Annotated in this window: 27 protein-coding genes; 19 read left to right on the top strand and 8 right to left on the bottom strand. The window is 65.6% G+C overall.

The genetic code is table 11. From position 1 onward, the window contains the following. The first annotated feature begins 103 nt into the window (after positions 1-103). Positions 104-325, top strand: coding sequence for a DUF3553 domain-containing protein (locus DV027_RS06040; RefSeq protein ID WP_130730994.1), 222 nt, complete (start codon positions 104-106; stop codon positions 323-325). 13 nt (positions 326-338) lie between these two features. Then, on the top strand, positions 339-1358 hold the full coding sequence (gene moaA, locus DV027_RS06035; protein ID WP_130730993.1) for a GTP 3',8-cyclase MoaA: 1020 nt from the start codon (positions 339-341) through the stop codon (positions 1356-1358). Positions 1359-1361: 3 nt separating this feature from the next. On the opposite strand, the gene DV027_RS06030 is transcribed toward moaA, so the two are convergent. Then, the gene (locus DV027_RS06030) at positions 1362-2225 is read right to left on the bottom strand and encodes a methyltransferase domain-containing protein (RefSeq protein WP_130730992.1); all 864 of its coding nucleotides are present in this window, start codon (positions 2223-2225) and stop codon (positions 1362-1364) included. A gap of 56 nt (positions 2226-2281) precedes the next feature. Between DV027_RS06030 and DV027_RS06025 the strand changes: the two genes are divergently transcribed. The 5 genes from DV027_RS06025 (at position 2282) to DV027_RS06005 (ending at position 5710) form a co-directional block, all read left to right on the top strand. Then, on the top strand, positions 2282-3040 hold the full coding sequence (locus tag DV027_RS06025; RefSeq protein WP_130730991.1) for a ComF family protein: 759 nt from the start codon (positions 2282-2284) through the stop codon (positions 3038-3040). Between the two features lie 76 nt (positions 3041-3116). Then, positions 3117-3377: a glutaredoxin 3 gene (gene grxC / locus DV027_RS06020; protein ID WP_130730990.1), complete on the top strand. Its 261-nt coding sequence runs from the start codon at positions 3117-3119 to the stop codon at positions 3375-3377. Positions 3378-3386: 9 nt separating this feature from the next. Next, positions 3387-3857: a DUF1178 family protein gene (locus tag DV027_RS06015; RefSeq protein ID WP_130730989.1), complete on the top strand. Its 471-nt coding sequence runs from the start codon at positions 3387-3389 to the stop codon at positions 3855-3857. A gap of 46 nt (positions 3858-3903) precedes the next feature. Continuing rightward, positions 3904-4431, top strand: a complete 528-nt coding sequence (locus DV027_RS06010; protein WP_242621749.1) for a DUF2147 domain-containing protein — start codon at positions 3904-3906, stop codon at positions 4429-4431. A 46-nt stretch (positions 4432-4477) separates the two neighbouring features. Then, positions 4478-5710 carry a lactonase family protein gene (locus DV027_RS06005; RefSeq protein WP_130730987.1) on the top strand — a complete coding sequence of 411 codons (1233 nt, stop codon included), beginning with the start codon at positions 4478-4480 and terminating at the stop codon, positions 5708-5710. Between the two features lie 32 nt (positions 5711-5742). On the opposite strand, the gene ubiG is transcribed toward DV027_RS06005, so the two are convergent. Continuing rightward, on the bottom strand, positions 5743-6492 hold the full coding sequence (gene ubiG / locus DV027_RS06000; protein WP_130730986.1) for a bifunctional 2-polyprenyl-6-hydroxyphenol methylase/3-demethylubiquinol 3-O-methyltransferase UbiG: 750 nt from the start codon (positions 6490-6492) through the stop codon (positions 5743-5745). 156 nt (positions 6493-6648) lie between these two features. Here ubiG and DV027_RS05995 point away from each other — a divergent pair, with 156 nt between their 5' ends. The 6 genes from DV027_RS05995 (at position 6649) to prfA (ending at position 13823) form a co-directional block, all read left to right on the top strand. Beyond that, complete coding sequence (locus tag DV027_RS05995) at positions 6649-7902, top strand: aspartate kinase (protein WP_130730985.1); 1254 nt, start codon at positions 6649-6651, stop codon at positions 7900-7902. 8 nt (positions 7903-7910) lie between these two features. Next, positions 7911-8990: an NAD(P)H-dependent flavin oxidoreductase gene (locus tag DV027_RS05990; RefSeq protein ID WP_130731039.1), complete on the top strand. Its 1080-nt coding sequence runs from the start codon at positions 7911-7913 to the stop codon at positions 8988-8990. Beyond that, the gene (locus tag DV027_RS05985) at positions 8987-10117 is read left to right on the top strand and encodes a helix-turn-helix domain-containing protein (protein ID WP_130730984.1); all 1131 of its coding nucleotides are present in this window, start codon (positions 8987-8989) and stop codon (positions 10115-10117) included. Before DV027_RS05990 ends, DV027_RS05985 begins: the two co-directional genes overlap by 4 nt. A 135-nt stretch (positions 10118-10252) precedes the next feature. Then, a complete protein-coding gene (gene ispG / locus DV027_RS05980) occupies positions 10253-11413 on the top strand; it encodes a flavodoxin-dependent (E)-4-hydroxy-3-methylbut-2-enyl-diphosphate synthase (RefSeq protein WP_130730983.1) in 1161 nt (386 codons plus the stop codon). Positions 11414-11502: 89 nt separating this feature from the next. Next, positions 11503-12759 (top strand): histidine--tRNA ligase, encoded by a 1257-nt coding sequence (hisS, locus tag DV027_RS05975; protein WP_130730982.1) that lies wholly within the window; start codon positions 11503-11505, stop codon positions 12757-12759. 2 nt (positions 12760-12761) lie between these two features. After that, the gene (gene prfA / locus DV027_RS05970; RefSeq protein WP_130730981.1) at positions 12762-13823 is read left to right on the top strand and encodes a peptide chain release factor 1; all 1062 of its coding nucleotides are present in this window, start codon (positions 12762-12764) and stop codon (positions 13821-13823) included. Between the two features lie 12 nt (positions 13824-13835). Here prfA and DV027_RS05965 read toward each other — a convergent pair whose 3' ends face one another. Next, a complete protein-coding gene (locus DV027_RS05965; RefSeq protein ID WP_130730980.1) occupies positions 13836-14297 on the bottom strand; it encodes a hypothetical protein in 462 nt (153 codons plus the stop codon). A 30-nt stretch (positions 14298-14327) separates the two neighbouring features. Here DV027_RS05965 and prmC point away from each other — a divergent pair, with 30 nt between their 5' ends. Together prmC and DV027_RS05955 are read left to right on the top strand one after the other, a co-directional pair. Beyond that, positions 14328-15191, top strand: coding sequence for a peptide chain release factor N(5)-glutamine methyltransferase (gene prmC, locus DV027_RS05960; RefSeq protein ID WP_130730979.1), 864 nt, complete (start codon positions 14328-14330; stop codon positions 15189-15191). A 268-nt stretch (positions 15192-15459) separates the two neighbouring features. Continuing rightward, positions 15460-16020 carry a DUF4167 domain-containing protein gene (locus tag DV027_RS05955; RefSeq protein WP_130731038.1) on the top strand — a complete coding sequence of 187 codons (561 nt, stop codon included), beginning with the start codon at positions 15460-15462 and terminating at the stop codon, positions 16018-16020. A 45-nt stretch (positions 16021-16065) separates the two neighbouring features. Here DV027_RS05955 and DV027_RS05950 read toward each other — a convergent pair whose 3' ends face one another. Together DV027_RS05950 and DV027_RS05945 are read right to left on the bottom strand one after the other, a co-directional pair. Then, the gene (locus tag DV027_RS05950; RefSeq protein ID WP_130730978.1) at positions 16066-16323 is read right to left on the bottom strand and encodes a hypothetical protein; all 258 of its coding nucleotides are present in this window, start codon (positions 16321-16323) and stop codon (positions 16066-16068) included. A 31-nt stretch (positions 16324-16354) separates the two neighbouring features. Continuing rightward, positions 16355-17632 (bottom strand): adenosylmethionine--8-amino-7-oxononanoate transaminase, encoded by a 1278-nt coding sequence (locus tag DV027_RS05945; RefSeq protein ID WP_130730977.1) that lies wholly within the window; start codon positions 17630-17632, stop codon positions 16355-16357. A 61-nt stretch (positions 17633-17693) separates the two neighbouring features. On the opposite strand from DV027_RS05945, the gene DV027_RS05940 reads away from it, so the two are divergent. From DV027_RS05940 to bioD, 3 genes are read left to right on the top strand one after another with little or no spacing between them, the layout of a single operon-like run. Further along, positions 17694-18887 (top strand): aminotransferase class I/II-fold pyridoxal phosphate-dependent enzyme, encoded by a 1194-nt coding sequence (locus DV027_RS05940; RefSeq protein ID WP_130731037.1) that lies wholly within the window; start codon positions 17694-17696, stop codon positions 18885-18887. Next, positions 18884-19534: an alpha/beta fold hydrolase gene (locus tag DV027_RS05935; RefSeq protein WP_130730976.1), complete on the top strand. Its 651-nt coding sequence runs from the start codon at positions 18884-18886 to the stop codon at positions 19532-19534. The genes DV027_RS05940 and DV027_RS05935 overlap by 4 nt, the downstream gene beginning before the upstream one ends. Next, complete coding sequence (bioD, locus tag DV027_RS05930) at positions 19531-20928, top strand: dethiobiotin synthase (protein ID WP_130730975.1); 1398 nt, start codon at positions 19531-19533, stop codon at positions 20926-20928. The genes DV027_RS05935 and bioD overlap by 4 nt, the downstream gene beginning before the upstream one ends. A gap of 63 nt (positions 20929-20991) precedes the next feature. Here the strand turns inward: bioD and lexA are convergent, their stop codons facing one another. Further along, positions 20992-21663: a transcriptional repressor LexA gene (gene lexA, locus DV027_RS05925; protein WP_130730974.1), complete on the bottom strand. Its 672-nt coding sequence runs from the start codon at positions 21661-21663 to the stop codon at positions 20992-20994. 117 nt (positions 21664-21780) lie between these two features. Beyond that, the gene (locus DV027_RS05920; RefSeq protein WP_130730973.1) at positions 21781-22989 is read right to left on the bottom strand and encodes a molybdopterin molybdotransferase MoeA; all 1209 of its coding nucleotides are present in this window, start codon (positions 22987-22989) and stop codon (positions 21781-21783) included. A 160-nt stretch (positions 22990-23149) separates the two neighbouring features. Here DV027_RS05920 and rpmG point away from each other — a divergent pair, with 160 nt between their 5' ends. Next, positions 23150-23317, top strand: a complete 168-nt coding sequence (rpmG, locus tag DV027_RS05915) for a 50S ribosomal protein L33 (protein WP_007400522.1) — start codon at positions 23150-23152, stop codon at positions 23315-23317. Positions 23318-23398: 81 nt separating this feature from the next. Here the strand turns inward: rpmG and DV027_RS05910 are convergent, their stop codons facing one another. Then, on the bottom strand, positions 23399-23728 hold the full coding sequence (locus DV027_RS05910) for an FtsB family cell division protein (RefSeq protein WP_130730972.1): 330 nt from the start codon (positions 23726-23728) through the stop codon (positions 23399-23401). Positions 23729-23773: the final 45 nt, after the last annotated feature.

Genomic DNA, 23773 nt, shown 5'->3' with positions numbered 1-23773 from the left:
CATGCCTTGTGATGGCGGAAAAGGCGGTGCCGCGGCCATGGGCGGGCTGTTTTTTTGTTGAATACCCGCCAATGGGGTTTAATAAGACCCGCACCGGTCCGATATGCCGGTCATGACCCCCATGCAGGAACCGCGCAGCATCATGGCCCCTCCACCTTTCCGGTCCTTTCTTGTTCCGGGGCAACTGGTCCGCCACCCCGACCACCCGGAATGGGGCGATGGCGCCGTGCAGTCGGCCATTGGCGAACGCGTTACGGTCATGTTTCCCCATGCTGGCAAGGTAATGGTCAATGCCATGGTCGTGCAGCTGACCGTGCTGTCCTAGGGTTTGTGACTGCATGAACCATGCCCCGCTACCCGATTCCTACGGCCGCCTGCTGACCTACCTGCGCGTGTCAGTCACCGACCGGTGCGACATGCGCTGCATCTATTGCATGGCCGAGGACATGACCTTCCTGCCCAAGGCGGAAATCCTGTCGCTGCCCGAACTCGAGCGCCTGTGCACGGCCTTCATCCGCCACGGCGTGCGCAGGCTGCGGGTGACCGGGGGTGAGCCGCTGGTGCGGCGCGATGTCATGTCCTTCTTTCACGAGATGGGCAAATGGCTGCACCGCGATACCGGCCAGCCGGGGCTGGATGAACTCACGCTCACCACCAATGCCAGCAGGCTGGCCGAATTTGCCGATGGCCTGCGGGCAGCGGGCGTGCGCCGCGTCAATGTCAGCCTTGATTCGCTTGATCCCTCCCGCTTTGCCCGCATCACCCGGCGCGGCAACCTCGCCCGCACGCTTGATGGCATCCGTGCAGCAAGGGAGGCGGGGCTTGCGGTGCGCATCAACACCGTGGCCATGGCGGGCGTGAATGAGGATGAATTCGATACCCTGATCGCCTGGTGCGGCGAGATCGGTGCCGATCTGTGCCTGATCGAGACCATGCCCATGGGCGAGACGGGCGAGGACCGCACCGATCATTACCTGCCGCTCTCAACCGTGCGCCGCGGGCTTGAGCGGCGCTGGGCGCTGGAACCACTGGCCTACCGCACCGGCGGCCCGGCGCGTTACGCCCGCATTGGCCAGACCGGCCAGCGCATCGGCTTCATCACGCCCATGACCCATAATTTCTGTGAAAGCTGCAATCGCGTGCGGCTGTCATGCACCGGCAGGCTTTACACCTGCCTGGGCCATGAAGGTTCGACCGACCTGCGCGCGCCCCTGCGCGCGGGCGAGGATGACGTGGCGATGATGGATCATGTCCGCGCCGCCATCCTGCGCAAGCCGAAGGGGCATGATTTCCTGATCGGGCGCGATGCCGATGACCCCGCCCGCGTGCGCCGCCACATGAGTGTCACGGGGGGGTGAATGTCAGGGTGGGTCGCGCAGCGCTTCCTCAAGGCTCACGCTGAACTGGCCTGGCCGGAGGGGTCGGGGTTGCGTGGGGGCAGGGGCCCAGCCGGTCATGACCGCGATGTGCAGCGACTGCGCCACACAGCCATCGGCATCACGCGGCAGGCGGCCAAGGGCATCGGCCAGCAGGGCGGGGGATGTCAGGCCCCGCGCGCGCTGGTGCAGGGCATTGGTCTCGCCTGCGTGGCGCAGATCGGCCAGCAGGCCCATGGGGGTTGCGTAACTCAGTTCGATCACATCCGCATCGGCCACCGGCAGGGCAAACCCTGCGCGTTGCAGCAGGGCGGCGCAGTCGCGCAGGCCGGGAAAGGGCGAGACGCGCGGCGAGACGCCACCGCGCTGCGCCATCTCGGCTTCCATCAGGGCGGTACGCAGCCCGCCCAGCGTGGGCAGCACGGGCATGCAGGCCAGGAACAGCCCGTCAGGCGCCAGCACATGACGCACCTGCGCCAGCAGCCCCGGCAGGTCATTGACCCAGTGCAGCGAAAGGCACGCCACCACCAGGTCGAAACTGTGCGGCGAGAAGGGCAGCCATTCCCCATCCATGGCCACGGCGGGGCCGGCATCAAGGGCGGCCATGCGGGGCGAGAGATCGGCGGCAACGGTCTGGATGCCGCGCGCGCGCAGGCGTGGGGCCACGACGCCACGCCCACCAATGTCCAGCGCCGTGGCGAAGGGGCGCGTGACGTCATCCAGCCGGTCGAGCAGGCGGGTGGCGGCTTCCTCCACAATGGGGCGCACGGCCGCCACGTCACGCGCGGCGCGGTCACGGTGCAGCCTGACGGCATGGCGGTCGAAGATCTGCGGCACATCCGGGCTCATGCCCCTTGGTGTGAACGCATGCCCGCGTCCTGCCAAGCCCACGATCGTGTGAGCCCATGAACCGCGCCCCGTGGTGGCGCAGGGCCGCAACGCCGGTGCTTGACCTGCTGTTTCCGCCCCGCTGCCTTGCCTGCGGGGCGGAGGTGGCCCGGGCGGGGCATCTGTGTGGCGCGTGCGTGGGCCGGCTGCACCTGATTACGCCGCCGTTCTGCCGCCGCTGCGCCCTGCCATTCGCTTCACGCGCGGCAGCGGGGCCGGACATGACCTGCACCACCTGCGAGCACAACCCGCCGCCGTGGCGTGAAGCGCGGGCCGCCATGATGTATGATGAGACCGCACGCAGCCTGATCCTGCCGCTGAAATATGCCGACCGCACGGAAAACGTAGCGCTGCTGGCACGTTACATGGCCATGGCGGCCAGCGACATCATGACGGGGGAGAGCCTTTTCATGCCGGTCCCGCTGCATCGCCTGCGGCTGTTTGGCCGCCGCTACAACCAGGCTGCCCTTCTGGCCCGCGCGCTGGCAGGTCTCGCGGGCGCTGCGGCCCTGTGTGACGGGCTTGAGCGCACCCGTGCCACCCGCCCGCTTGAAGGTCTGGGTCGCAGCCAGCGCCAGCACCTCATGCATGGGGCAATTACGGTGCGCCCCGGGGTTGTTCCCGCGCTGGCGGGGCGGCATGTGATCGTGGTGGATGATGTGATGACCACCGGCGCCACGCTGGCCGCCTGCACGGTGCCCCTGCTTGCGGCAGGCGCCGCGCGGGTTGATGTGCTTGCCGCCGCGCGTGCCAGTGGCCAGCATGCGCCGCAATAGGATAGGATGGTCCAGAACAGATGCATTCGCCCCGGACCATGGGGCGGATCCAACCCGCAAGCCAAGTGAAGGTTCAATGCCCGCAATCGATATCTACACCCAACCCGGCTGCCCCTACTGCATCCGCGCCGTGCGGCTGCTCCAGCACAAGGGTGTCTCCTTCAACGAAATCGATGCCCCCTACGGCACGCCCGAGCGCGCGCAATCCATCAGCCGCTCGGGCGGGCGCACCACGGTGCCGCAGATCTTCATTGACAATACGCCCATTGGCGGCTGCGATGACCTGATGGCGCTCGAGCGCGCGGGCCGGCTCGATGGCCTGCTGGGCAAGGGCTGATATAACGGCATGATCCGGTATCAGTTGCGCTGTGGTGCGGGGCATGAATTTGAAGGGTGGTTTCCCGGCAGCGCCGCGTTCGAGCAGCAGGCCGCGGCCGGGCTGCTGTCCTGCCCGCATTGCGGCTCGCCCGACGTGACGCGCGCCCTCATGGCGCCCGCCGTCCATACGGGCATGCCTGCACGCCAGGCGGAGGCGGCAGCCGTAACGCCTGCCATGTCTGCGCCCACGCCACCCGGCCATGCGCCACAGGCCATGCCTGATACCATGCTCGCCCTGTTACAGAAAATACGCGACACGGTTGAGGCGGAATGTGAAGACGTGGGCGACCGCTTTGCCGAGGAAGCCCTGGGCATGCACCATGGCGAGCGTGAAGCCCGGGGCATTTATGGTAGCATGACGCAAGAGGAGCATGCCGAACTCGATGAGGCGGGCGTGGAAGTTCACGCCATTCCATGGGTCCGGCGCGCTGACAGCTAGAGGGTAGACGCAAGCGTGCCCCGGGGCACAGACCGGGACGCGCGCCATGTCGGGGGAACGATTCAAGATGCACGACACAAAACGGAACATGACGCCGGGCGAGGCGGGCGGCCGCATCCTCCGGGCGTTCACCCTGCCGGCCATGGCCGCGTTATGTGCCATGGCGGTCGGGCTGGCTTCCCCCGTTACCGCCCATGCCGGGGAGCCGGACATTATTGGCCGGTGGATGACCAAGGACCATGACGGCGTGTTCGAGATCAGCCAGTGCGGGCAGGAAGTGTGCGGCAGGCTGGCCGGGCTGCGCTACACCACCGACATGCCGCGCGACAAGCGGGGCGAGCCCGAATGCAACCTTCCCATGCTCAACGGGTTTACCCCCGACCCCGAAACGAAGGGGCACTGGAATGGCCATGTCACCGATCCGGATACCGGGCATGTGTACCATGCCAAGCTGTGGGTCTCGCAATCGGGTGACCTGAAGCTGCGCGGTTTCGTGGCAGTGCCTTTATTTGGTGAAACCGAAACCTGGACCCGCTATACCGGGGATATCGGCCCCGCCTGCAAACTGCCGTAGCAAGCAATAAAAACAGTTCCAACTGACCAGGATCGTCCTTTCTGTCATGAGCACCCCCCTCTCACGCCGCACCTTCGCCACAGCCCTGGCCGCCACCGTGCCCGTACTCTCCCGCCGCGCCGTGGCGCAGACCGCGCCGGGCAACAAGCCCCGCACCATCTGCTACATTGGCGGCTACACCCAGCATGCCCCACCGGGCGGGGCTGGCAACGGGCAGGGCATATCGGTGTTCGAGATGAACCCCGATACCAGCAGCCTTTCCCCGCTCATGACCTATGTGGATATCGCCAGCCCGTCCTTCATGGCCATGTCCAGTGATTTCAAGCATCTCTACGCCCTGAGCGAGATCGATGATTTCAATGCCAACAAGGAAGGCTGCGTCACCGCGTTCTCGGTCAACCGCTCGAGCGGGGAACTGACCAAGCTCAACGTCATGCGTTCAGGCGGCGCCGTGCCCGCGCATCTGAGCATCCATGCCTCGGGCAAATACGTGCTGGTGGCCAACTACATGGGCGGCACGGTGGGCGTGCTGCCCATCCACCCCGATGGCAGCCTCGGTGACCCGACCGATGTCGTGCACAATACCGGCCCGCGCATGCCCGACCGCGCGGCAGACAACCCGCCGGGCAACTTTGCCATCAGCGACCATTCCATGGCGCATGTGCACATGGTGGCCTCCGACCCCTCGGGCCGCTACGTCCTGGCGTGTGATGCCGGGCTGGACCGGGTTTATGTCTGGACGCTCGACCTGCATACCGGCCGCCTCGTGCCCGCCAAGACACCCTTCATCGCCATGACGCCGGGTTCCGCCCCGCGCCACTTCTCCTTCAATGAAAAGGGGACGATGATCTACATTCTGGGCGAGCAGGATTCGAAAGTGGTCGCCGCCACCTTCAACCCGCAGACCGGCGAGATCGTGCCGCAGCAGACCGTCAGCACCGTCACCCCGCATTTCCGCGGCAGTACGCTGGCTGCTGGCATCCTGCTCTCGCCCAATGGCAAATACCTGTATGTATCAAACCGGCTGGGCGATTCGCTGGCCAGCTTTCACGTGAACGATGACGGCACGCTCAACCTGGTGGAAGAAATCTGGATGCATGCCGATTACGGTCGCGCCATGATGTTCGACCCCAGCGGCACCTTCCTGTTCTGCGCCAACCAGCGCAGTGATTCGGTCACGTCCTTCAAGGCCAATGCCCAGACCGGCGTGCTCGACTTTACATGGAACTTCACCCCCGTGGGCAGCCCGACCACGTTCGCGTTCATGAACACGATCTGAGTGGCCTGACCGCAACGGGTGCGTGGCCCTTATCAGTCGCGCACGAGGGCCGCGATGTAGTTCACCGCCATGTCGCGGCTCTCGCGCCAGCCACCCAGCCCGGGCACCATGCCCGCCACATCGGTCACGCGCAGGCCTGAGCGGGCGGCGTAATGGCCCAGCTCGGCGGGCGTGATGAACTTTTTCCAGTCATGCGTGCCCACGGGCAGCAGGCGCAGCACGTATTCCGCCCCGATCTTGGCCATGGCCATCGAGCGCCACGTGCGGTTCATGGTCGAGACCACCATCGCCCCGCCCGGTTTGAGCAGGCGGCCCAGCATGCCCAGGAAGGCGGCAGGGTCGGTGACGTGCTCGATCACCTCAAGGGCGGAAATTGCATCGAAGCGCGCATGATGGGCCACCAGTTCTTCCGCGCTGCCACAGCGATAGGCCAGCGGGCCTGCGGACTGGGGCAGGGGATGGTGGCGCAGGTGCAGCCGCCCTGCCGTGATCGCCGCCTGCGAGGCATCAAGCCCGGTCACGTCAAATCCCGCGCGGGCAAAGGCCTCGCTGGCCAGCCCCGCGCCACAGCCGATATCGAGCAGCGTGCGCCGCGTGCCATCTTGTGCCACGGGGGCGGGCAGGTGGCGCATGGCCCAGCCCGTGCGCAGGTCGTTCATGGCATGGAGCGGGCGCATGGGGCCTGCGGGATCCCACCATCGGGCAGCGAGATCGCTGAAATGGGCGATTTCATCCGGGGCGACGGAATCCGCCGACACAACGGTCGAATCGTGATGCTGCATGGGTGCACCGCCTTTCATTTGGCTTTCTCCCGCTGGACGCGGAAGCTGCGGAGATGTATGTGACGCGGCTTGCGCATAACGCAATGCCCCGGATTGGCCAACTGGCCCCCACTCCGGATATGCTGAAGCCCGAGCCATAATGGAGCCATTATTCCGATGTCCCCTACCGTACCGCGGATCGTGATGAAATTCGGCGGCACTTCCGTCGCCGATCTTGACCGGATTCGGGCCGTGGCGGAAAAAGTCCGGAAACAGGTCGAGGCCGGGTGCGAGGTTGCCGTTGTGGTCTCCGCCATGTCTGGCGTGACCAACCGCCTTGTCGGTTACTGCCGCGATCTTTCCGCAACGCACGATGAACGTGAATACGATGCCGTCGTTTCCACCGGTGAGCAGGTGACCAGCGGCCTGCTGGCCATAGCGTTGCAGAAGCTGGGCATCAACGCCCGCTCCTGGCTGGGCTGGCAGATCCCGTTGCGCACCGATAACGCCCACGGCAAGGCCCGCATCGAATCAATCGATGGCGCGGCCCTGATTTCCAGCATGCGCGCGGGCCAGGTGCCGGTCGTGGCGGGTTTCCAGGGCATTGGAGAAGACGGGCGCATCACCACGCTGGGCCGTGGCGGTTCCGACACCTCGGCCGTGGCGCTGGCTGCGGCGCTGAAGGCGGATCGCTGCGACATCTACACGGATGTGGACGGAATCTATACAACCGATCCCCGTATTGTTACCAAGGCACGCAAGCTGGACCGCATCACCTACGAGGAGATGCTGGAACTGGCATCGGTCGGCGCCAAGGTGCTCCAGACCCGGAGCGTGGAACTGGCCATGAAGGAGCGCGTGCGCGTGCAGGTGCTCTCCAGCTTCAATGACGGGCCAGCACCATCGGAAGGGCATCTGCCCGGTTCATTAGTCGTGGATGAGGACGAAATCGTGGAACAGGAACAGGTCGCCGGAATTGCCTACTCCCGGGACGAGGCGAAGGTTTCCGTCCGCCAGCTTCCCGACCGGCCGGGCATTGCCGCCGCCGTGTTTGGCCCGCTGGCCGACGCCAACGTGAACGTGGACATGATCGTGCAGAGCACCGGCGATGATGGCATGACAAACATGACCTTCACCGTGGGCAAGACCGATCTCGCCCGCGCCATTTCGGTGCTGGAAAGCACCCACGCCACCACCCAGTACGCCGAACTGCAGACCGATGACAGCGTGGTCAAGATCAGCGTCGTGGGTGTTGGCATGCGCTCGCATGCCGGTGTGGCCAGCACCATGTTCCGCACCCTGGCCGAGCGCAACATCAACGTGCAGGTCATCTCGACAAGCGAGATCAAGGTCTCGGTGCTGATCGCCTCCGAATATACCGAGCTGGCCGTGCGCGCGCTCCACACCGCCTATGGGCTGGATGCAGCGTGAGCACCACCATGGCCGCCACCCCTGATGCCCCGTCCGCCCTGACCGACCCCGCGCGCCGCAGGGAGGCCCGTGCCCGCCTCGACCACCTGTGGGGTCGTGGCACGCGCTTCCTGGGCAGCGAATACGCGTTGCTGGCGGGTGCCATGTCGTGGGTGAGCGAGCGCAACCTTGTCTCGGCCATTTCCAACGCGGGCGGCTTTGGCGTGCTGGCCTGCGGCGCGATGGAGCCCGAGCGCCTGGCCGAGGAAATCGCGGCGACACAGGTGCTGACCAAGAAGCCCTTTGGCGTGAACCTGATCACCATGCACCCCCGGCTTGATGACCTGGTGCAGGTGTGCATCCGCGCGGGCATTACGCATGTGGTGCTGGCGGGCGGCATCCCGTCCGGGCCGGTCATCCGTGCCATCAAGGACGGGGGTGCAAAGGTCATTGCGTTCGCGCCCGCCTTCGTGCTGGCCAAGCGGCTGGTGCGGCTGGGCGTCGATGCGCTGGTGATCGAGGGATCGGAAGCAGGCGGGCATGTCGGCCCCGTGTCGCTGACGGTGCTCGCGCAGGAAATCCTGCCCCATATCCATGACGTGCCGGTGTTCGTGGCAGGTGGGCTGGGGCGGGGGGATGCGATCCTGTCCTACCTTGAGCAGGGCGCATCGGGCGCACAGCTTGGCACGCGCTTTGCCGCCTCACGCGAGAGCATCGCGCATGAAAACTTCAAGAAGGCCTTCATCCGCGCCAACGCGCGTGATGCCGTGACATCCGTGCAGCTTGACGAGCGCTTTCCGGTCATTCCGGTGCGCGGGCTGAACAATGCAGGCACTAGGCGCTTCATGCAGCACCAGGCGGAAACGCTGCGCCGCTTTCAGGGTGGTGAACTGACCAAGGAAGCCGCCCAGCTTGATATCGAGCATTTCTGGGCGGGTGCCCTGCGCCGTGCCGTGATCGATGGCGATGTGGAGAATGGATCGGTCATGGCCGGGCAGTCCGTGGGCATGATCACCGCCGAGCAGCCGGTCAGCGAAATTATCAATCAGCTGGTCGATCAGGCCATCGATGCCCTGATCCGTCAGGAAGAGAGGGCCCGCTACGGATGACCGACGGCAAGCGCATTTTCCGTGGCAAGGCAACGCCGGGCGCGCCTGCGCCAGCACCGGGCACCACTCCCATCGCTTCGGTTGGTGACATGCTGCGCGCGCGCCGCGAGGAGCTGGGCTGGAACCTGCCCGATGTCGCGGCATGGCTGCGCATCCGCCTGCCTTACCTGCAGGCCCTTGAGGAGGGGCGCCCCGGCGAACTTCCCGGCTCGGCCTATGCCATCGGCTTCCTGCGCAGCTACGCCAATGCGCTGGGGCTGGAAGGCGAACAGCTTGCCGAACGCTTCAAGATCGAAAGCCGGGGGGCCTTTACCCGCAAGGCCGAACTGTCCTTTCCCGTGCCGCTGCCTGACCGGGGGCTGCCAACCGGCGTGCTCCTGCTGTGCGGCCTCGTCATTCTGGTGGGAGCCTATGCGGGGTGGTACAAGCTTACCGGCTCGCAGGGCATTCATGACCTTCCGGCCAAGCTGACCCTGCCGGGCGTGTCATCGGGCACGACCGCGTCGCCGCAGGTGGCCTCGGTGCTGCCACCCACGGATGAACGGCCCGCGCCCCAGCCCCTGCCACCGCAGGAGCGCGAGGCGCTGACCGGAACGCCTGCCACGCTGCCGCCCGCGGCAGTGCTCCCGCCCATGCCGGCACCTGCCGCACCTGCGCAGCCGCTCGAGAAAATGGGCGAGGACCGCAACGTGCTGGCCCAGCAGGCCCCGGCCACGCCAGCCCCGGTTGCGGCTGGCGACAGCGTGACCCTGAACGCATCGGCCACGACCTGGGTGCAGGTGCGCAAGCATGGTGGCCCCGTGCTGTATGACCACGTGCTCCAGCCCGGCGAGACATGGCAGACACCGCAGGGCCAGACCGGCCTGGAACTGACCGTGGGCAATGCGGGCGGCCTGACGCTTGCCGCGGGCGGGGTCACGACCCAGCCGCTGGGCCGCAACGGGGAAGTGCGGCACAATATCCCGCTCACCCCGGCAGCCGTGGCTGATGGCTCGGTGCTGCATGCCGCGCCTGCGGCAAATATCCACCCGCCAATGCCTTCATCCGTGCAGCCAGGCGGCACAACCGCCACAGGGAGCGGCAATAATCTCTCTCCGCCCCTCCCGCAGCACATCAATCCGGAGTAAAAGGGTCTCCTACGGCATGGTCCACAATGTGGCCGCCATGCCGGGAACCGGCATGTAACAGACCATCGGGCCGTGCCACGCCCCGCCACGGCGGGCCGGAGCACATACCGCCGCCTTAATGTGGAGGGCACAGAAATGAGCAGCTATCGTCCCTATCAGCACATCGAACGCCGCAAGTCGCGGCAGATCCATGTCGGCAGCGTGCCGGTCGGTGGTGATGCCCCGGTTTCGGTGCAGACCATGACCAACACCCTGACCACCGATGCCGAGGCCACGATCGCGCAGATCCGCCGCGCCGAGCTTGCGGGCGTGGATATCGTGCGCGTGTCCTGCCCCGATGAGGAGAGCACGAAGGCACTGGCCGAGATCGTGCGCGAAGTGAACGTGCCGATCGTGGCCGACATCCACTTCCACTACAAGCGCGCCATCGAGGCCGCCCAGGCCGGCGCCGCGTGCCTGCGCATCAACCCCGGCAACATCGGCAGCGCCGAGCGCGTGCGCGAGGTGGTGAAGGCGGCGAAGGACCACAACTGCTCCATCCGCATCGGCGTCAATGCCGGTTCGCTTGAGAAGCACTTGCTGGAAAAATACGGCGAGCCCAACCCCGAGGCCCTGGTGGAAAGCGCGCTCGAACACGCCAAGATCCTTGAGGATCATGACTTCCACGAGTTCAAGATCAGCGTGAAGGCGTCGGACGTGTTCATGGCGGTCGCGGCCTACCAGCAGCTTGCCGATGTATGCGACCACCCGCTGCATATCGGCATTACCGAGGCGGGCAGCAAGCGCGCGGGCACGGTCAAGTCCTCCATCGGGCTGGGCAACCTTCTGTGGGCGGGCGTGGGTGACACGATGCGCGTCTCGCTCTCGGCGGAGCCGGAAGAGGAAGTGCTGGTCGGCTGGGATATCCTGAAGTCGCTGGGCCTGCGCCATCGTGGCGTGAAGATCATTTCCTGCCCGTCCTGCGCGCGGCAGGGCTTCAACGTGATCGAGACCGTGCAGACGCTGGAAGACCGCCTGGCCCATATCAAGACCCCCATGACGCTGTCGATCATCGGCTGCGTGGTCAATGGCCCCGGCGAGGCGCTGATGACCGATATCGGCGTGACCGGCGGCGGTTCGGGCCGCCACATGGTCTATTCCGCCGGCAAGCAGGACCACACCATGCCTGCGGGCGACATGATCGAGCATATCGTGGAGCTGGTGGAGAAGAAGGTGGCCGTGCTGGAAAAGGCGGATGCCAACAACACCCCCGCCGAGGAAATGGCCCGCGAGGCCAGCATGTCCACCACGGACTGAGTCAAACGCCGCATGCCCGGCCAAGGGGCACGCGGCCTGACCGGTGGCCTGCGTGCGGGCCATCGGACTGAATACAGGAATATCGCGTAGTGAGCAGCTTACAGCCCGTTCGTGGCACCCATGACCTGATTGGTGAGGAACGCAGGCGGTTCAACCATGTAGTGGAAACCGCGCGCCGCATTGTCGGCCTGTACGGGTTTGACGAGTGGTCGACCCCCGTGTTCGAGGATACGCGGGTCTTTTCGCGCTCGCTGGGCGATACGTCCGATGTTGTCTCGAAAGAGATGTACACATTCGAGGACCGTGGCGGTGAATCCCTGACCCTGCGGCCCGAGGGCACGGCGGCCATCTGCCGCGCCCTGGTCACCAACGGGCTGACCCAGTCGCTGCCGCAGAAGGTGTTTTACGCCGGGCCGATGTTCCGCTACGAGCGCCCGCAGAAGGGACGCTACCGCCAGTTCCACCAGATCGGTGCCGAACTGCTGGGTTCCGCCGAGCCGCTGGCCGATGCCGAGGTCATTGCCATGGGCCGCGACGTGCTGCACGCGCTTGGCATTGGCGATGAAGTGGTGCTGGAGCTCAACACGCTGGGCGACAGCGCCAGCCGTGATGCCTGGCGCACGGCGCTGATCGCCTATTTCAGCGAACGGCGCGCCGAACTTTCCGCCGACAGTCAAGCCCGGCTGGAGCGTAACCCGCTGCGCATTCTCGATAGCAAGGCCCCGCAGGACCGTGCGCTGGTGGCGGATTCCCCTACCATTGCCCAGTTCCTTACGCCCGAGGCCCAGGCTTTTTGGGATGGCCTGCGCAGCACGCTGGATACGATGGGCGTGCGCTTTAGGGAAAATCCGCGCATTGTGCGGGGCCTGGATTATTACGGGCATACCGCCTTCGAGTTCGTGACCGAGCGCCTTGGCGCGCAGGGCACCGTGCTGGCGGGGGGGCGCTACGATGGCCTCGTGGCCGAAATGGGTGGCCCCGCCACGCCAGCCATTGGCTGGGCGGGCGGGATCGAGCGCCTGTCCATGCTGCTTGAGGATGTGCCGTCCGAGGCGCGCCCGGTGGCCGTCGTGCCGATGGGGGCGGATGCGCAGGCCGTATCCCTGACCGTGCTGCAGGGCCTGCGGGCTGCTGGCATCCGGGCCGAAACGTCCTATCGCGGCAACATGAAGCGCCGCATGGAACGCGCCAATCGCATGAAGGCCTCGCATGTCGTGGTGATCGGCAGCGACGAGATTGCACGCGGCGTAGCCCAGCTCAAGAACCTCGATAGCGGGCAGCAGACCGAGGTACCCCTTGATGGCGTGGCCGCCGCCCTGCAGGCCGGAACCGCCGCAGGGGGCTGAGCGTGTCAAAATTCGACGAACGCCTGGACCGGATCGTTGGCCGGTGCGAGGAATTGCAGGCTCTTCTGGCCCAGGGCCTGTCGGGCAGCGACTTCACGCAGGCCTCACGCGAGTATGCCGAGCTTGAGCCGATTGTCTCGCGCGTAAACGCGCTGCGCGGGGCGGAAGAGGCCGAGCGCGATGCCAGCCAGATGCTCGCTGACCCCGAGATGCGCGAACTCGCCCAGGCCGAACTTGACGAACTGCGCACGCAGATCCCGGGCCTGCGCCACGACATCCGCCTGGCCATGCTGCCGCGTGACGAGGCGGATGAACGCAGCGCCATCCTTGAAATCCGCCCCGCCGCGGGTGGTGACGAGGCCGGGCTGTTCGCTGCCGAACTGTTTGGCGCCTACCAGCGCTATGCCGACCAGCGCGGCTGGCGTTTCGAGATTCTGGAATATGACCAGTCCGAACTCGGTGGCCTGCGCGAGGGCATTGCCAGCATTACCGGGCGGGGCGTATTCGCCCGGCTGAAATATGAATCCGGCGTGCACCGCGTGCAGCGCGTGCCGGCGACCGAGAGCCAGGGTCGCATCCATACCTCCACCGTCACCGTGGCCGTGCTGCCCGAGGCGGAAGAAGTGGATGTCGAGGTCAATGAAGGTGACCTGCGCATTGATGTCTACCGGGCATCCGGAGCAGGGGGGCAGCACGTCAACAAGACCGAGAGCGCGGTGCGCATCACCCATCTGCCCACCAATATCGTGGTGGCGATGCAGGAAGAGAAGAGCCAGCACAAGAATCGCGCCAAGGCCATGAAGATCCTGCGCGCGCGCCTGTATGAGCGCAATCGCGCCGCCGCCCACGAAACCCGCGCCGCCGACCGCCGCGCTCAGGTGGGCACGGGCGACCGCTCCGAGCGCATCCGCACCTACAATTTTCCCCAAGGTCGCGTGACCGACCACCGCATCGGCCTCACGCTTTACAAGATCGACCGCGTGATGGCGGGTGAACTCGATGAATTCGTCGATGCCCTGACGCAGGAAGAACAGGCCGCCCTGCTTGCGGCGGATGAGGGCTGAGGGAAGCCCCGTTCAGGACGTGGGTGCGGCGCACAGGCTGCTATGGCCGGGATGGCGCTCGACGCTTTCGGGCTCATCTTCATCGACAAGATAGAATTCGGTGAAATTGCGCGAGGCAATGGCCTCAAAATGGTGGCCATCGGGATGATACAGCACGCCTTCGCCGCTGACCTGATGGATCTCGATCTTGCCACCGGGGCGGCGGATGTAAATTTCCCCGCACAGGGCGTAGCTGTGGTTGAGGCGCCCCATCGCGGTATCGACATGGACCGTCTGGCTGGTATGGTTCGCGTCAAGCTGAAAGGTGGCGACGAGCTGCTCATCGACATAAAACCGCTCGGCCTCCGAAATCTCCCCCATGCCGTAGTCGTCCCTGACATCGAACGACCCGGCGAGGGCAGGGGAAGCGCCAGCGCACAGCATGGCGGCCAGGAGCATGCGCGCAAGGCGCGATGAAAGGGCAGGCAGGTACATGATGCCCCAGTATGACGGAAAGCAGCTGTGATGAAAGATGCCATGACACCAGCGCCCACAAATTTGCGCCACCTGTTGCGTGATGCGACGCAGCAACTGCAGGCCGCAGGCATCGAGGCCCCCCAGCGCGAGGCCCGCCTGCTTGCGTCCCACGCGGCCGGGACCGACCTTGCCGGCCTGCTCCGCATCGACAGGCTGACAGATGCTGCCCAGGCACAATTTGCCCAGGTGCTGGCCCGCCGCCTGCGTTACGAGCCCATGGCCTATATTACCGGGCAGGCCGGGTTCTGGTCGCTCGACCTTGCGGTGTCACCCGCAACCCTCATCCCCCGTGCCGACACCGAAACCCTTGTCGAGGCCGTGCTCGACCACCTGCCTGACCGCAACGCCCCGCTGCGCGTGCTTGATATCGGCACCGGCACGGGCTGCCTGCTTCTGGCCACCCTCGCGGAATATCCGCACGCCCATGGTATTGGCACGGACCTCAACCCGCAGGCTGTGGCGCTCGCCGCCCTCAACGCCACGCGCAACGGACTGGCCGCACGCAGTCATATGCTGTGCTGCAACTGGGCCGATGGGGTTGAGGGGCCGTTCGACCTTGTTCTGAGCAACCCGCCCTATATTCCGCATGCCGATCTGGCCACCCTCATGCCCGATGTGGTGGCCCATGAACCCGCGCGCGCGCTTGATGGCGGGCCTGACGGGCTTGTCGCCTACCGTGCCCTGGCCACGATCCTGCCATGCCTGCTGGCTCCGGGGGGGCTGGGCGTGCTGGAGCTTGGCATTGGCCAGGATGAGAGCGTGCCCGCACTCATGCGTGCGGCGGGACTGGATATTGTGGAAATACGCCCCGATCTTGGCGGAATAGGGCGTGCGCTGGTGGTGAAAAAATAATTTGGCAGAAAGAAACGTGCAGGTTATATTGCCAAAACGCAGGGAAAACGAAAAGCGGGTTGATTGCTGTTCCATTCCCCGCGGGCGATCCCGATTGCAAAACAGAAATACAGGCGACCCGAACCCTTGACAGGTTCCGCCATGCGCAGGGATCCGCGTCCGGTGTCGTGCCGGACAATCAACATGGCAACAGACGGGACGGGCAGAGACCGCCCCACGGTCCAGGGCAGCGCCAGCGACCGGCAACAGGAAAGTGCTGCGACAGCTTATGAACATGAAACGCATGCGGAGCCGTCACCATCGTTCGGGCGGCAGCAGTGGCGGAACCGTACGCCATAATAATGGCCAGATCCCGTTGAACCGCAACCATGTATTTGACAGCAATGGCCCGGACCTGCGCGTGCGGGGCACGGCACAGCAGCTGTTTGAGAAATACCTCCAGCTTGGCCGCGACGCCAGCGGCAGCGGCGACCGCGTCATGGCGGAAGCCTATTTCCAGCATGCCGAACATTATTTCCGCATTCTCAACGCCATGACGCAGGCAGCCCAGCAGAGCCAGCAGGAACGCCAGGAGCGTATGTCCAACCGGCAGCCGCGCCCCGTCGAGAACCGCCAGCCCAGCGAGAACGCCGCTGAGGAACCCGCCGAGCCCGCAGCCGAGCAGCCGGCCGTGATCGAGCCTGCGGAAACCGCCCCCCAGCCCACGATTGACGTAGCCCCTGAAGCCGCACCGGCCCCCGCGCCGCGCGCACCCCGCGCGCCGCGCCGCAGCAGCCGCGCCAAGCCTGCCGCAGGCAAGAAGGAAGAACTGGAATCCACCCCGTCCTGACAGACGGGCCGACCCCCGCCAGCGCTGCTGCGGGGGTCATTTCATTCAGGCGGTTGGCTTGACCAGCCGCCAGACCTTGCGCTTGCGGCCATCGCTCGCCCCCGGCGCGTCTTCCACCGTGACCAGCCCCTGATTGCGTAGGGCCTGCAGCGCCAGGCGGGCATGATAGGTGCCAAGTTCGGGAAACAGGTCGCCAATTTCCTTGACGGAACGCGCCTGACCATCCGACAGGATCTTCAGTACGATCTGCCGCTTGCTGTCATGATTTGTCATGCGCCAGGATCTATGCTGAAAAAAAGTCATATGCTTCCATACCAGATCAGTCCCTGATGGCCTAGCGCTGATCCGGCGGCATATCCCCCAGAACCGTATGGATTGCAGCACAAAGATGGCTGAGTTCGGCGGGCGTGATGGTGAAAGCAGGCGTCAGGTAAACGATATTACGGAAGGGACGTACCCATACGCCCTGTGCGATCAGGGCGGTCTTGAACGCATTCATGTCACGTATGCGGTCAAGTTCCACCACGCCAATGGCCCCCATGACACGCACGTCAACCACATGGGGCAGGGCACGACAGGGTTCGAGCCCGGCGCGCAGCTGTGCTTCAATACGGGCCACCTGCTGCAGGCGGGGTTCGGTTGCAAACAGGTCGAGCGAGGCATTGGCACAGGCGCAGGCCAGGGCATTGGCCATGAAGGTCGGCCCATGCATGAGTGCATGCAACGGATCATCGGACAGGAAGGCCTCGAATACATGCCTGTGCGCAACAGTGGCGGCCAGCGCCATCGTGCCTCCGGTCAATGCCTTTGAAAGCGTGATGATATCAGGCACGATTCCGGCCTGCTCGCAGGCGAACATCGTGCCGGTACGGCCAAAGCCGGTAAAGATCTCATCAAGGATCAGCAGCACGCCATGGCGGTCGGCCAGGGTGCGCAGGGTGCGCAGCACTTCGGGGGCATGGAACAGCATGCCGCCTGCGCCCTGCACCAGGGGTTCGGTAATGATGGCGGCAATGCTGCCTGCGTTTTGTGCCAGCAGGGCATCAAGGGCTGCGGTGCTCGTGGCATCGACCGGCAGGTCGGCGATAAAATGCGTGGGCAGCGCACCGTTATAAAGGCTGTGCATGCCTTCCTCCGGGTCGCATACGGCCATGGTGGCGATGGTATCGCCATGGTAGCCGCCGCGAAAGGCCAGCAGCTTCGTGCGCCCGGTCTGGCCCCGGTTGAGCCAGTACTGGATGGCCATCTTCATGGCCACCTCGACCGCGACTGAGCCGGAATCCGTAAAGAATACCCGCTCCAGGTCGCCGGGCAGCAGGGCGGCAAGGCGGCCTGCCAGCGTCAGGGCCGGTTCATTGACCAGGCCGCCAAACATGACATGCGGCATGCGCTCAAGCTGGGCCGCCACCGCGTTGCGGATATGGGGATGGTTGTAGCCGTGGCAGGCGGTCCACCACGAGGCGATGCCATCCAGCAGTTCCGTGCCATCGGCCAGCGTGATGGTGCAGCCCTGCGTGCGCGTGGCGGGTAGCGGGGGCAGGGCGGTCTGCATCTGCGCGTAGGGCAGCCAGACATGCTGTATGCCTCGCTCCAGCCATTCAGGTCCACACATGCGCTGTCTCCGTGATATTGCATTGGCGGGATTGACCGGGGCGGCAGGCTCCGGCAGGAGAATGCGCTTCATGGCCTGTTTTGACACCCTTTTCCAGACCGCGCTCGACCAGATGGCGCAGCGCCATATCCGTCGCGTGCTGCGCCCCGTGCGCCAAAGCGGGCCGGTCACCGTTATCCGTGACGGGCGTGCACTGGTCAATTTCTCATCCAATGATTACCTCGGCCTGTCACATCACCCGGCCCTCGCCGCCCGTGCGGCGCAGTGGCTGCATGAGGATGGAACAGGTGCGGGCGCCTCGCGACTGGTGACCGGCACCACAGCGCGGCACATGGCGGTGGAAACGCGTCTCGCCGCCTTCAAGGGCGCCGAGGCGGCACTGCTGCTGGCCAGCGGGTGGCAGGCCAATGCATCGGTGCTGGCGGCCATATTGCGGCTGGCAGGCGAGCAGGGCGCCCCCCCGCTGGTATTTGCCGACCGGCTGAACCATGCCAGCCTGCACCACGGCTGCATGGCGGCGGGCGTGCGGCAGATCCGCTTTCGGCACAACGACCTTGACCATCTGGAAAGCCTGCTACTGCGCCACGCCAATGATCCGGGCCTGCGGATCATCGTGACGGAAAGCGTGTTCAGCATGGATGGCGACCGCACCGACATCGCCCGCCTTGGCGCACTGGCGCGGGAACACGGCGCTTTCACCTACGTGGATGAAGCCCATGCCACCGGCGTGCTCGGCCCGCAGGGGCGTGGCCTGTGCGCGGGGCATGAGATCGATCTGGTCATGGGCACGTTCAGCAAGGCGCTGGGCGGGTTTGGCGCGTTCGTAACCGGCTCGCGCGCGTTGTGTGACTGGCTGGTCAATGCCTGCTCGGGCTTCGTGTTCACCACCGCCCCGCCACCTGCCATGCTTGGCGCGATGGATGCAGCCCTTGAATGCGTGCCCCATCTGGATGCAGAGCGTGCCCGCCTGGCCCGCAATGCCGCCCATATCCGCGATGTGGTGCGCCGTTGCGGCCTGTCGCCCGAACCCTCGACCACGCAGATCGTGCCGATCATGCTCGGTGATGCCGCCCGTGCGCTGCGCTTTGCCGCAAGCCTTGAGGCGCAGGGCCTGCTTGCCGCCGCCATACGCCCGCCCACGGTGCCGCCCAATGGCAGCCGCATCCGGCTTGCGCTGAGTGCGGCCCATACCGATGCCATGATCGACCAGCTTGCCACCGCCATTCCGCTGGCCCTGCAACAGAGTGCGGCATGAGCGCCACCTTGCCTGTAGCCTTCGTGCATGGCTGGGCGTTCGACCCGACCTTCTGGGCCGCGACCCGCGCGGCCCTTGGCACGGCACGGACGCGTGGCCTCGACTTCGGCTTCTTTGCCCCCCACGCTCATATGGAACTGCCACAGGAACCCTATATCGGAGTCGGGCACTCACTGGGCACGTTATGGCTTCTGCGCCACCATGGACCGCTGTGCCGGGGGCTGATCCTTATAAACGGCTTCAGCCGGTTCGGGGCCGGACCGGACTTTCCAGCCGGGATCGGCCGGCGCGTGATCGAACGCATGCGCCAGGGGCTGCTGCGTGCGCCGCAGGGACTGCTGCACAGCTTCCGCCTGCGCGCGGGCATTGATGCGCCAGTGCCTGAACCGATCCAGCGCGACCGGCTTGAAACCGGGCTCGAGGCCCTGATGGACATGGATTGCCGGGCTGACCTCAACCGCACGACATGCCCGGTCCATGTCATGGCGGGTACGCAGGATGCCATTGCGCCCCCCGCGCTGACCGAGGCCTGTTTTCCTGCCCGCTCCCTGCAATGGCTGGAAGGCGGCCATCTGCTTCCGCTTACGCATGCCACGGCCTGCGCGGATGCCATCACCACCATGGCCAGACGGATCATGCCATCATGACGCGCAAGGACAGCATTGCCGCCCGTTTCGATATGGCGCGGCACTACGAGCAGGCAGCCCGCATCCAGCGCATTGCCGCTACCGAACTGGCCCGGCGCATTGCCGCTGGCATGCACCCTCATGCCCCGCGCCGTATTCTGGAAATTGGCTGTGGCACCGGCTTCCTGACCCGTGAACTGCGCCGCCTGTTTCCCCATGCCCACATCACCGCCACTGATATTGCGCCGGACATGCTGCAACGCCTTGCACGACGCATGCCTGATGACGGGCAACTTGTGCTGCACCGCATGGATGGCGAAGCGCCAAACCTGACCGGCCCGTTCGACCTGATCTGCTCCAGCCTGGCCATGCAGTGGTTTGCCAACCGCAAGGCGGCACTCGCCGGACTGGCCCGCCTGCTGGCGCCGGGGGGGCACATGGCGCTGGCAACCCTGTGCGCGGGCAGCTTTCGCCAATGGCGGGCGGCGTATGACGCCGTAGGCGTGACATGCCCCATGATGGATTACCCACCCTGCGCCACGTTGCAGGCCGAATGGCCCGGTTGTGGCGCGGGCCTGTGGCAAGATACTGAAATCATCGATACGCCAGCGTCCCCACTGGCCTTCGTGCGCGAACTCCGTGCGATTGGCGCGACCCATACGGATAGCCCCCGCACGGATGGCCTGCGGCGCGTACTGGCTGCGGCAGGCGCTGGGGATGCGCCTTTTGCCATGTCGTACCATGTGGCGTACGGGCGGTTTCATCGTACGCCATGGCCCGGTGTGTTCGTGACCGGTACGGATACGGACGTGGGCAAGACCGTCGCCTCCGCCGCCCTGGTGCGGGCCTGGAACGCGGCTTACTGGAAGCCCCTGCAAAGCGGCACGGATGATGCGCCATCCGACAGCACGAGCCTGCGCCACCTGGCGGGGATAGATGCCACGCGGCTCTATCCGCCCGCGGCAAGTTTCGGGGCCTCGCTCTCGCCTGAGGATGCAGCGCGGCAGGCCCATGCCAGCATCGACCCGGCCCGTATCGCCGTGCCGCATCACGACCCTGCGGCAGGCCCGGTCGTGGTGGAAGGGGCAGGGGGCGTGTTTGTTCCGATTGCGCCTGATTACCTGATGGTCGACCTGATGGCGCGGCTGGCGCTGCCGGTGGTGCTGGTCGCGCGCAGCACGCTGGGCACGATCAACCACACGCTGCTCAGCCTTGCCGCCCTGCGGGCACGGGGCCTGCATGTGGCAGGCGTGATCCTGAACGGGCCGCCCGAACCTGTGGGGCGCGATGCCATCATGCGCCACGGGCAGGTGCGCATTCTGGCGCAGTTCCCGCCCATGACGCCCATGGGGCCGGAAGCGGTGGCGCAACTCGCAGCCCTGCTGCCCCCGTGGCATGACATTATGCAGGCATGAATACGCCGCCTTTTTGAAACGGGGCGGCACCCGGAAACGGTGTGGCTGGCAGTGCGCTAACCGTTAATAGCGCCGGATCAGGCCGGCCAGCGTGCCCTGTATGTACACACGTTCTGCCGGAAAAACCCGGGTTTCATACGCGCTATTGGCCGGGATCAGCGCAATTTCCCTGCCCTGATGACGGATGCGCTTGAGGGTCACCTCATCGCCATCAATCAGTGCCACCACGATTTCCCCATCGCTTGCGTGGTTCTGCTCACGGATGATGACCATGTCACCATCCAGAATGCCCGCTTCCTCCATCGAGTTGCCCGTCACCTCCAGCGCATAATGGCTGGCCTTGCCCAGCATGTCGGCGGGCACGGTGATGCGGGTGGTCTCGGGGGTGATGGCCTCGATGGGATTGCCCGCGGCAATGCGCCCCACGAAGGGCACGTCCATTACGGCTGCGATCTGTTCAGGCGCAGGCAGGTCTGGCGCGGGGTGGGGCGAATCGGCAGGGCGGGGCGGCGGCGGATCGATATCGGGCAGGCGCAGGATCTCGAGCGCGCGGGCCCGATGATGCCTGCGGTGCAGGAACCCACGCTCCTCCAGCGCCGAAATGAGGCGATGGATGCCAGACTTGGAGCGCAGGCCGAGCGCATCCTTCATTTCATCGAAGGAGGGTGAAAAGCCCGTCCGGCGCAGGTGGCCATCGATAAACAGCAAAAGCTCATGTTGTTTCCTGGTGAGCATGCCACATGTCCTTTTGCCGTGAGCAGCGCCGCCAATGCGCGAACGCCGTGGAACAAATCAAAAACCTGTTCCATGTTCTATATTGGTTCCCCCTGCCGCGTCAACTGGCATTCCGGCCTATGCAAAGACGTGATCGATACGGATCACCTTGCAGGCATCGCCCTTTTGTGCGGCTGGCGCATGGGGCGCGCGCAGCACCAGCGCCTGGCTTTGCGCCAGCACGTGCAGCATGGCCGAATCCTGCATGGGGAAGGGCGTTGCCACCAGGCGGCCCTGTCCGTCATGCGCAAGCGTTGCGCGCAGGTGGTCCATGCGCTGGTCGTTTTCCGGCACGTCGCAGCCCAGAATGGCGTGAACCGGCGGCTCGACGGATTGCGCCAGCCCGGCCATGCGCCGCAGGGCGGGCAGCACGAATACGATGGAACACACGAAAGCCGCAACCGGGTTGCCCGGCAGGCCGATAAAGGGCAGGCGGCCCAGATGGCCCGACATCAGCGGGCGGCCCGGCCGCATGGCAATCTTCCAGAAATCGGTTTTCAGCCCCACCTGTTCCAGCCCGCGGCGCACCAGGTCGTGGCTCCCCACGCTGGCACCGCCTGCGGTCAGCAGCATGTCCACGCCATCAACCATGCGCTCCAGCGTCGCCACATCGGTCATGTCATCGCGCAGCACCGGCAGCATGACCGGCTCGGCGCCCACGGCGCGCAGTAGGGCAGCCAGCATGGGCGTGTTGGAATTGGCAATCTGGCCCGCGCCAATGGCGCTGCCGGGCAGCAGCAGTTCATCGCCGGTGGCGGCAATGGCCACACGCGGGCGGCGGGTGACCTGTACCCACGCATTGTTGGCCGCCGCCGCCAGGCCCACATCGCGTGCCGAAAGCCTGCGGCCTGGGGGCACAAGCACCTGCTCCGCTGCAAAATCCTGCCCCTTGCGGCGCACATAGGTGCCCGGCGCCAGCGTGTGGGTGGTATGCACGCTGCTGCCCTCGCGCTGCGCATTCTCCTGTATCAGCACGGCATCGGTGCCGGCGGGCATGACGCTGCCGGTAAAGATCCGCACGCACTGCCCGGGGCCGACCGCCCCGGTAAGGGGATGGCCCGCAGGGGCCTCGGCAATGCAGGCAAGCGTTGCACCGCCAGCCGAAAGGTCCGCCGCGCGCACGGCATAGCCATCCATGGACGAGACATCCGCTGGCGGGTTGGACAGCCCCGCCGTGATGGGGGCGGCACTGACGCGCCCACAGGCATCGGTCAGGGCCACGACCTCGGCTGGGAGGGGGAAAACCCCCTCCAGAATCTGCTCACGCGCTTGCGCTACACTCAACATCGGGCACGGCACTCCATTTTTTTTGCCATTCTGGGGCGATTCCAGCAGAAATATCGGTCAAGGTGCTTGACCTGAGCCTTGTGTATGCGCATTTTCCGCCAACTTGAACCACTGCTGCACCTGAGTGTTCCAGCAGCGGCGGAGCAGTGCTGAGGATATCATGGCCAAGAGCAACACCATTCAGATCAAACTCGTCTCCACGGCGGACACGGGCTACTTCTATGTGACCAAGAAGAACGCCCGCGCCCAGACCGGCAAGATGGAACTGCGGAAATACGACCCCGTCGCGCGCAAGCACGTGGCCTTCCGCGAAGCGAAGATCAAATAATCTCCCGGTTTGCGGAGATGAAAAAAACCCCGGCAGGTTTTCCGCCGGGGTTTTTTTGTATCTGCCGCTTGCCGGGGCCTCTCAGTACAGATGGTCATGCTCCGCGTAGGGCACGACAATCTCATCCGGGCGCGCGAGGTTCTGCATGGAGCGGGCGCGTTCATCGAGCAGGTCGGTGTCGAGCGCGCCTTCCTTGAGGCCACGCACGCGGCGCAGCCACACTTCCTGCTCGGCCGTGGCGTCCTTCTGGGCCGAACGTGCTTCATCAAGCAGGTGCAACTGCGTGGCGTAGCTGTGCAGCCCATGCTCGCCGCGCATGACGTTCCAGCCAAAATAACCCGTCAGCGCGATGAACAGGGCAGGGGGAATGGTCGCGCGCATCACACGCTTCGCGATCTTGACTACCTGCATTCCATCACCCCTTTTCGCATCCCTTGAAGCCGGACGGGCTTAACC

This window comes from Komagataeibacter xylinus (genome assembly GCF_004302915.1).
Classification (GTDB): Bacteria; Pseudomonadota; Alphaproteobacteria; order Acetobacterales; family Acetobacteraceae; genus Komagataeibacter; species Komagataeibacter xylinus_C.
The sequence above is the reverse complement of the archived record's forward strand: the minus strand, read 5'-3'. Positions and strand labels throughout refer to the sequence as shown.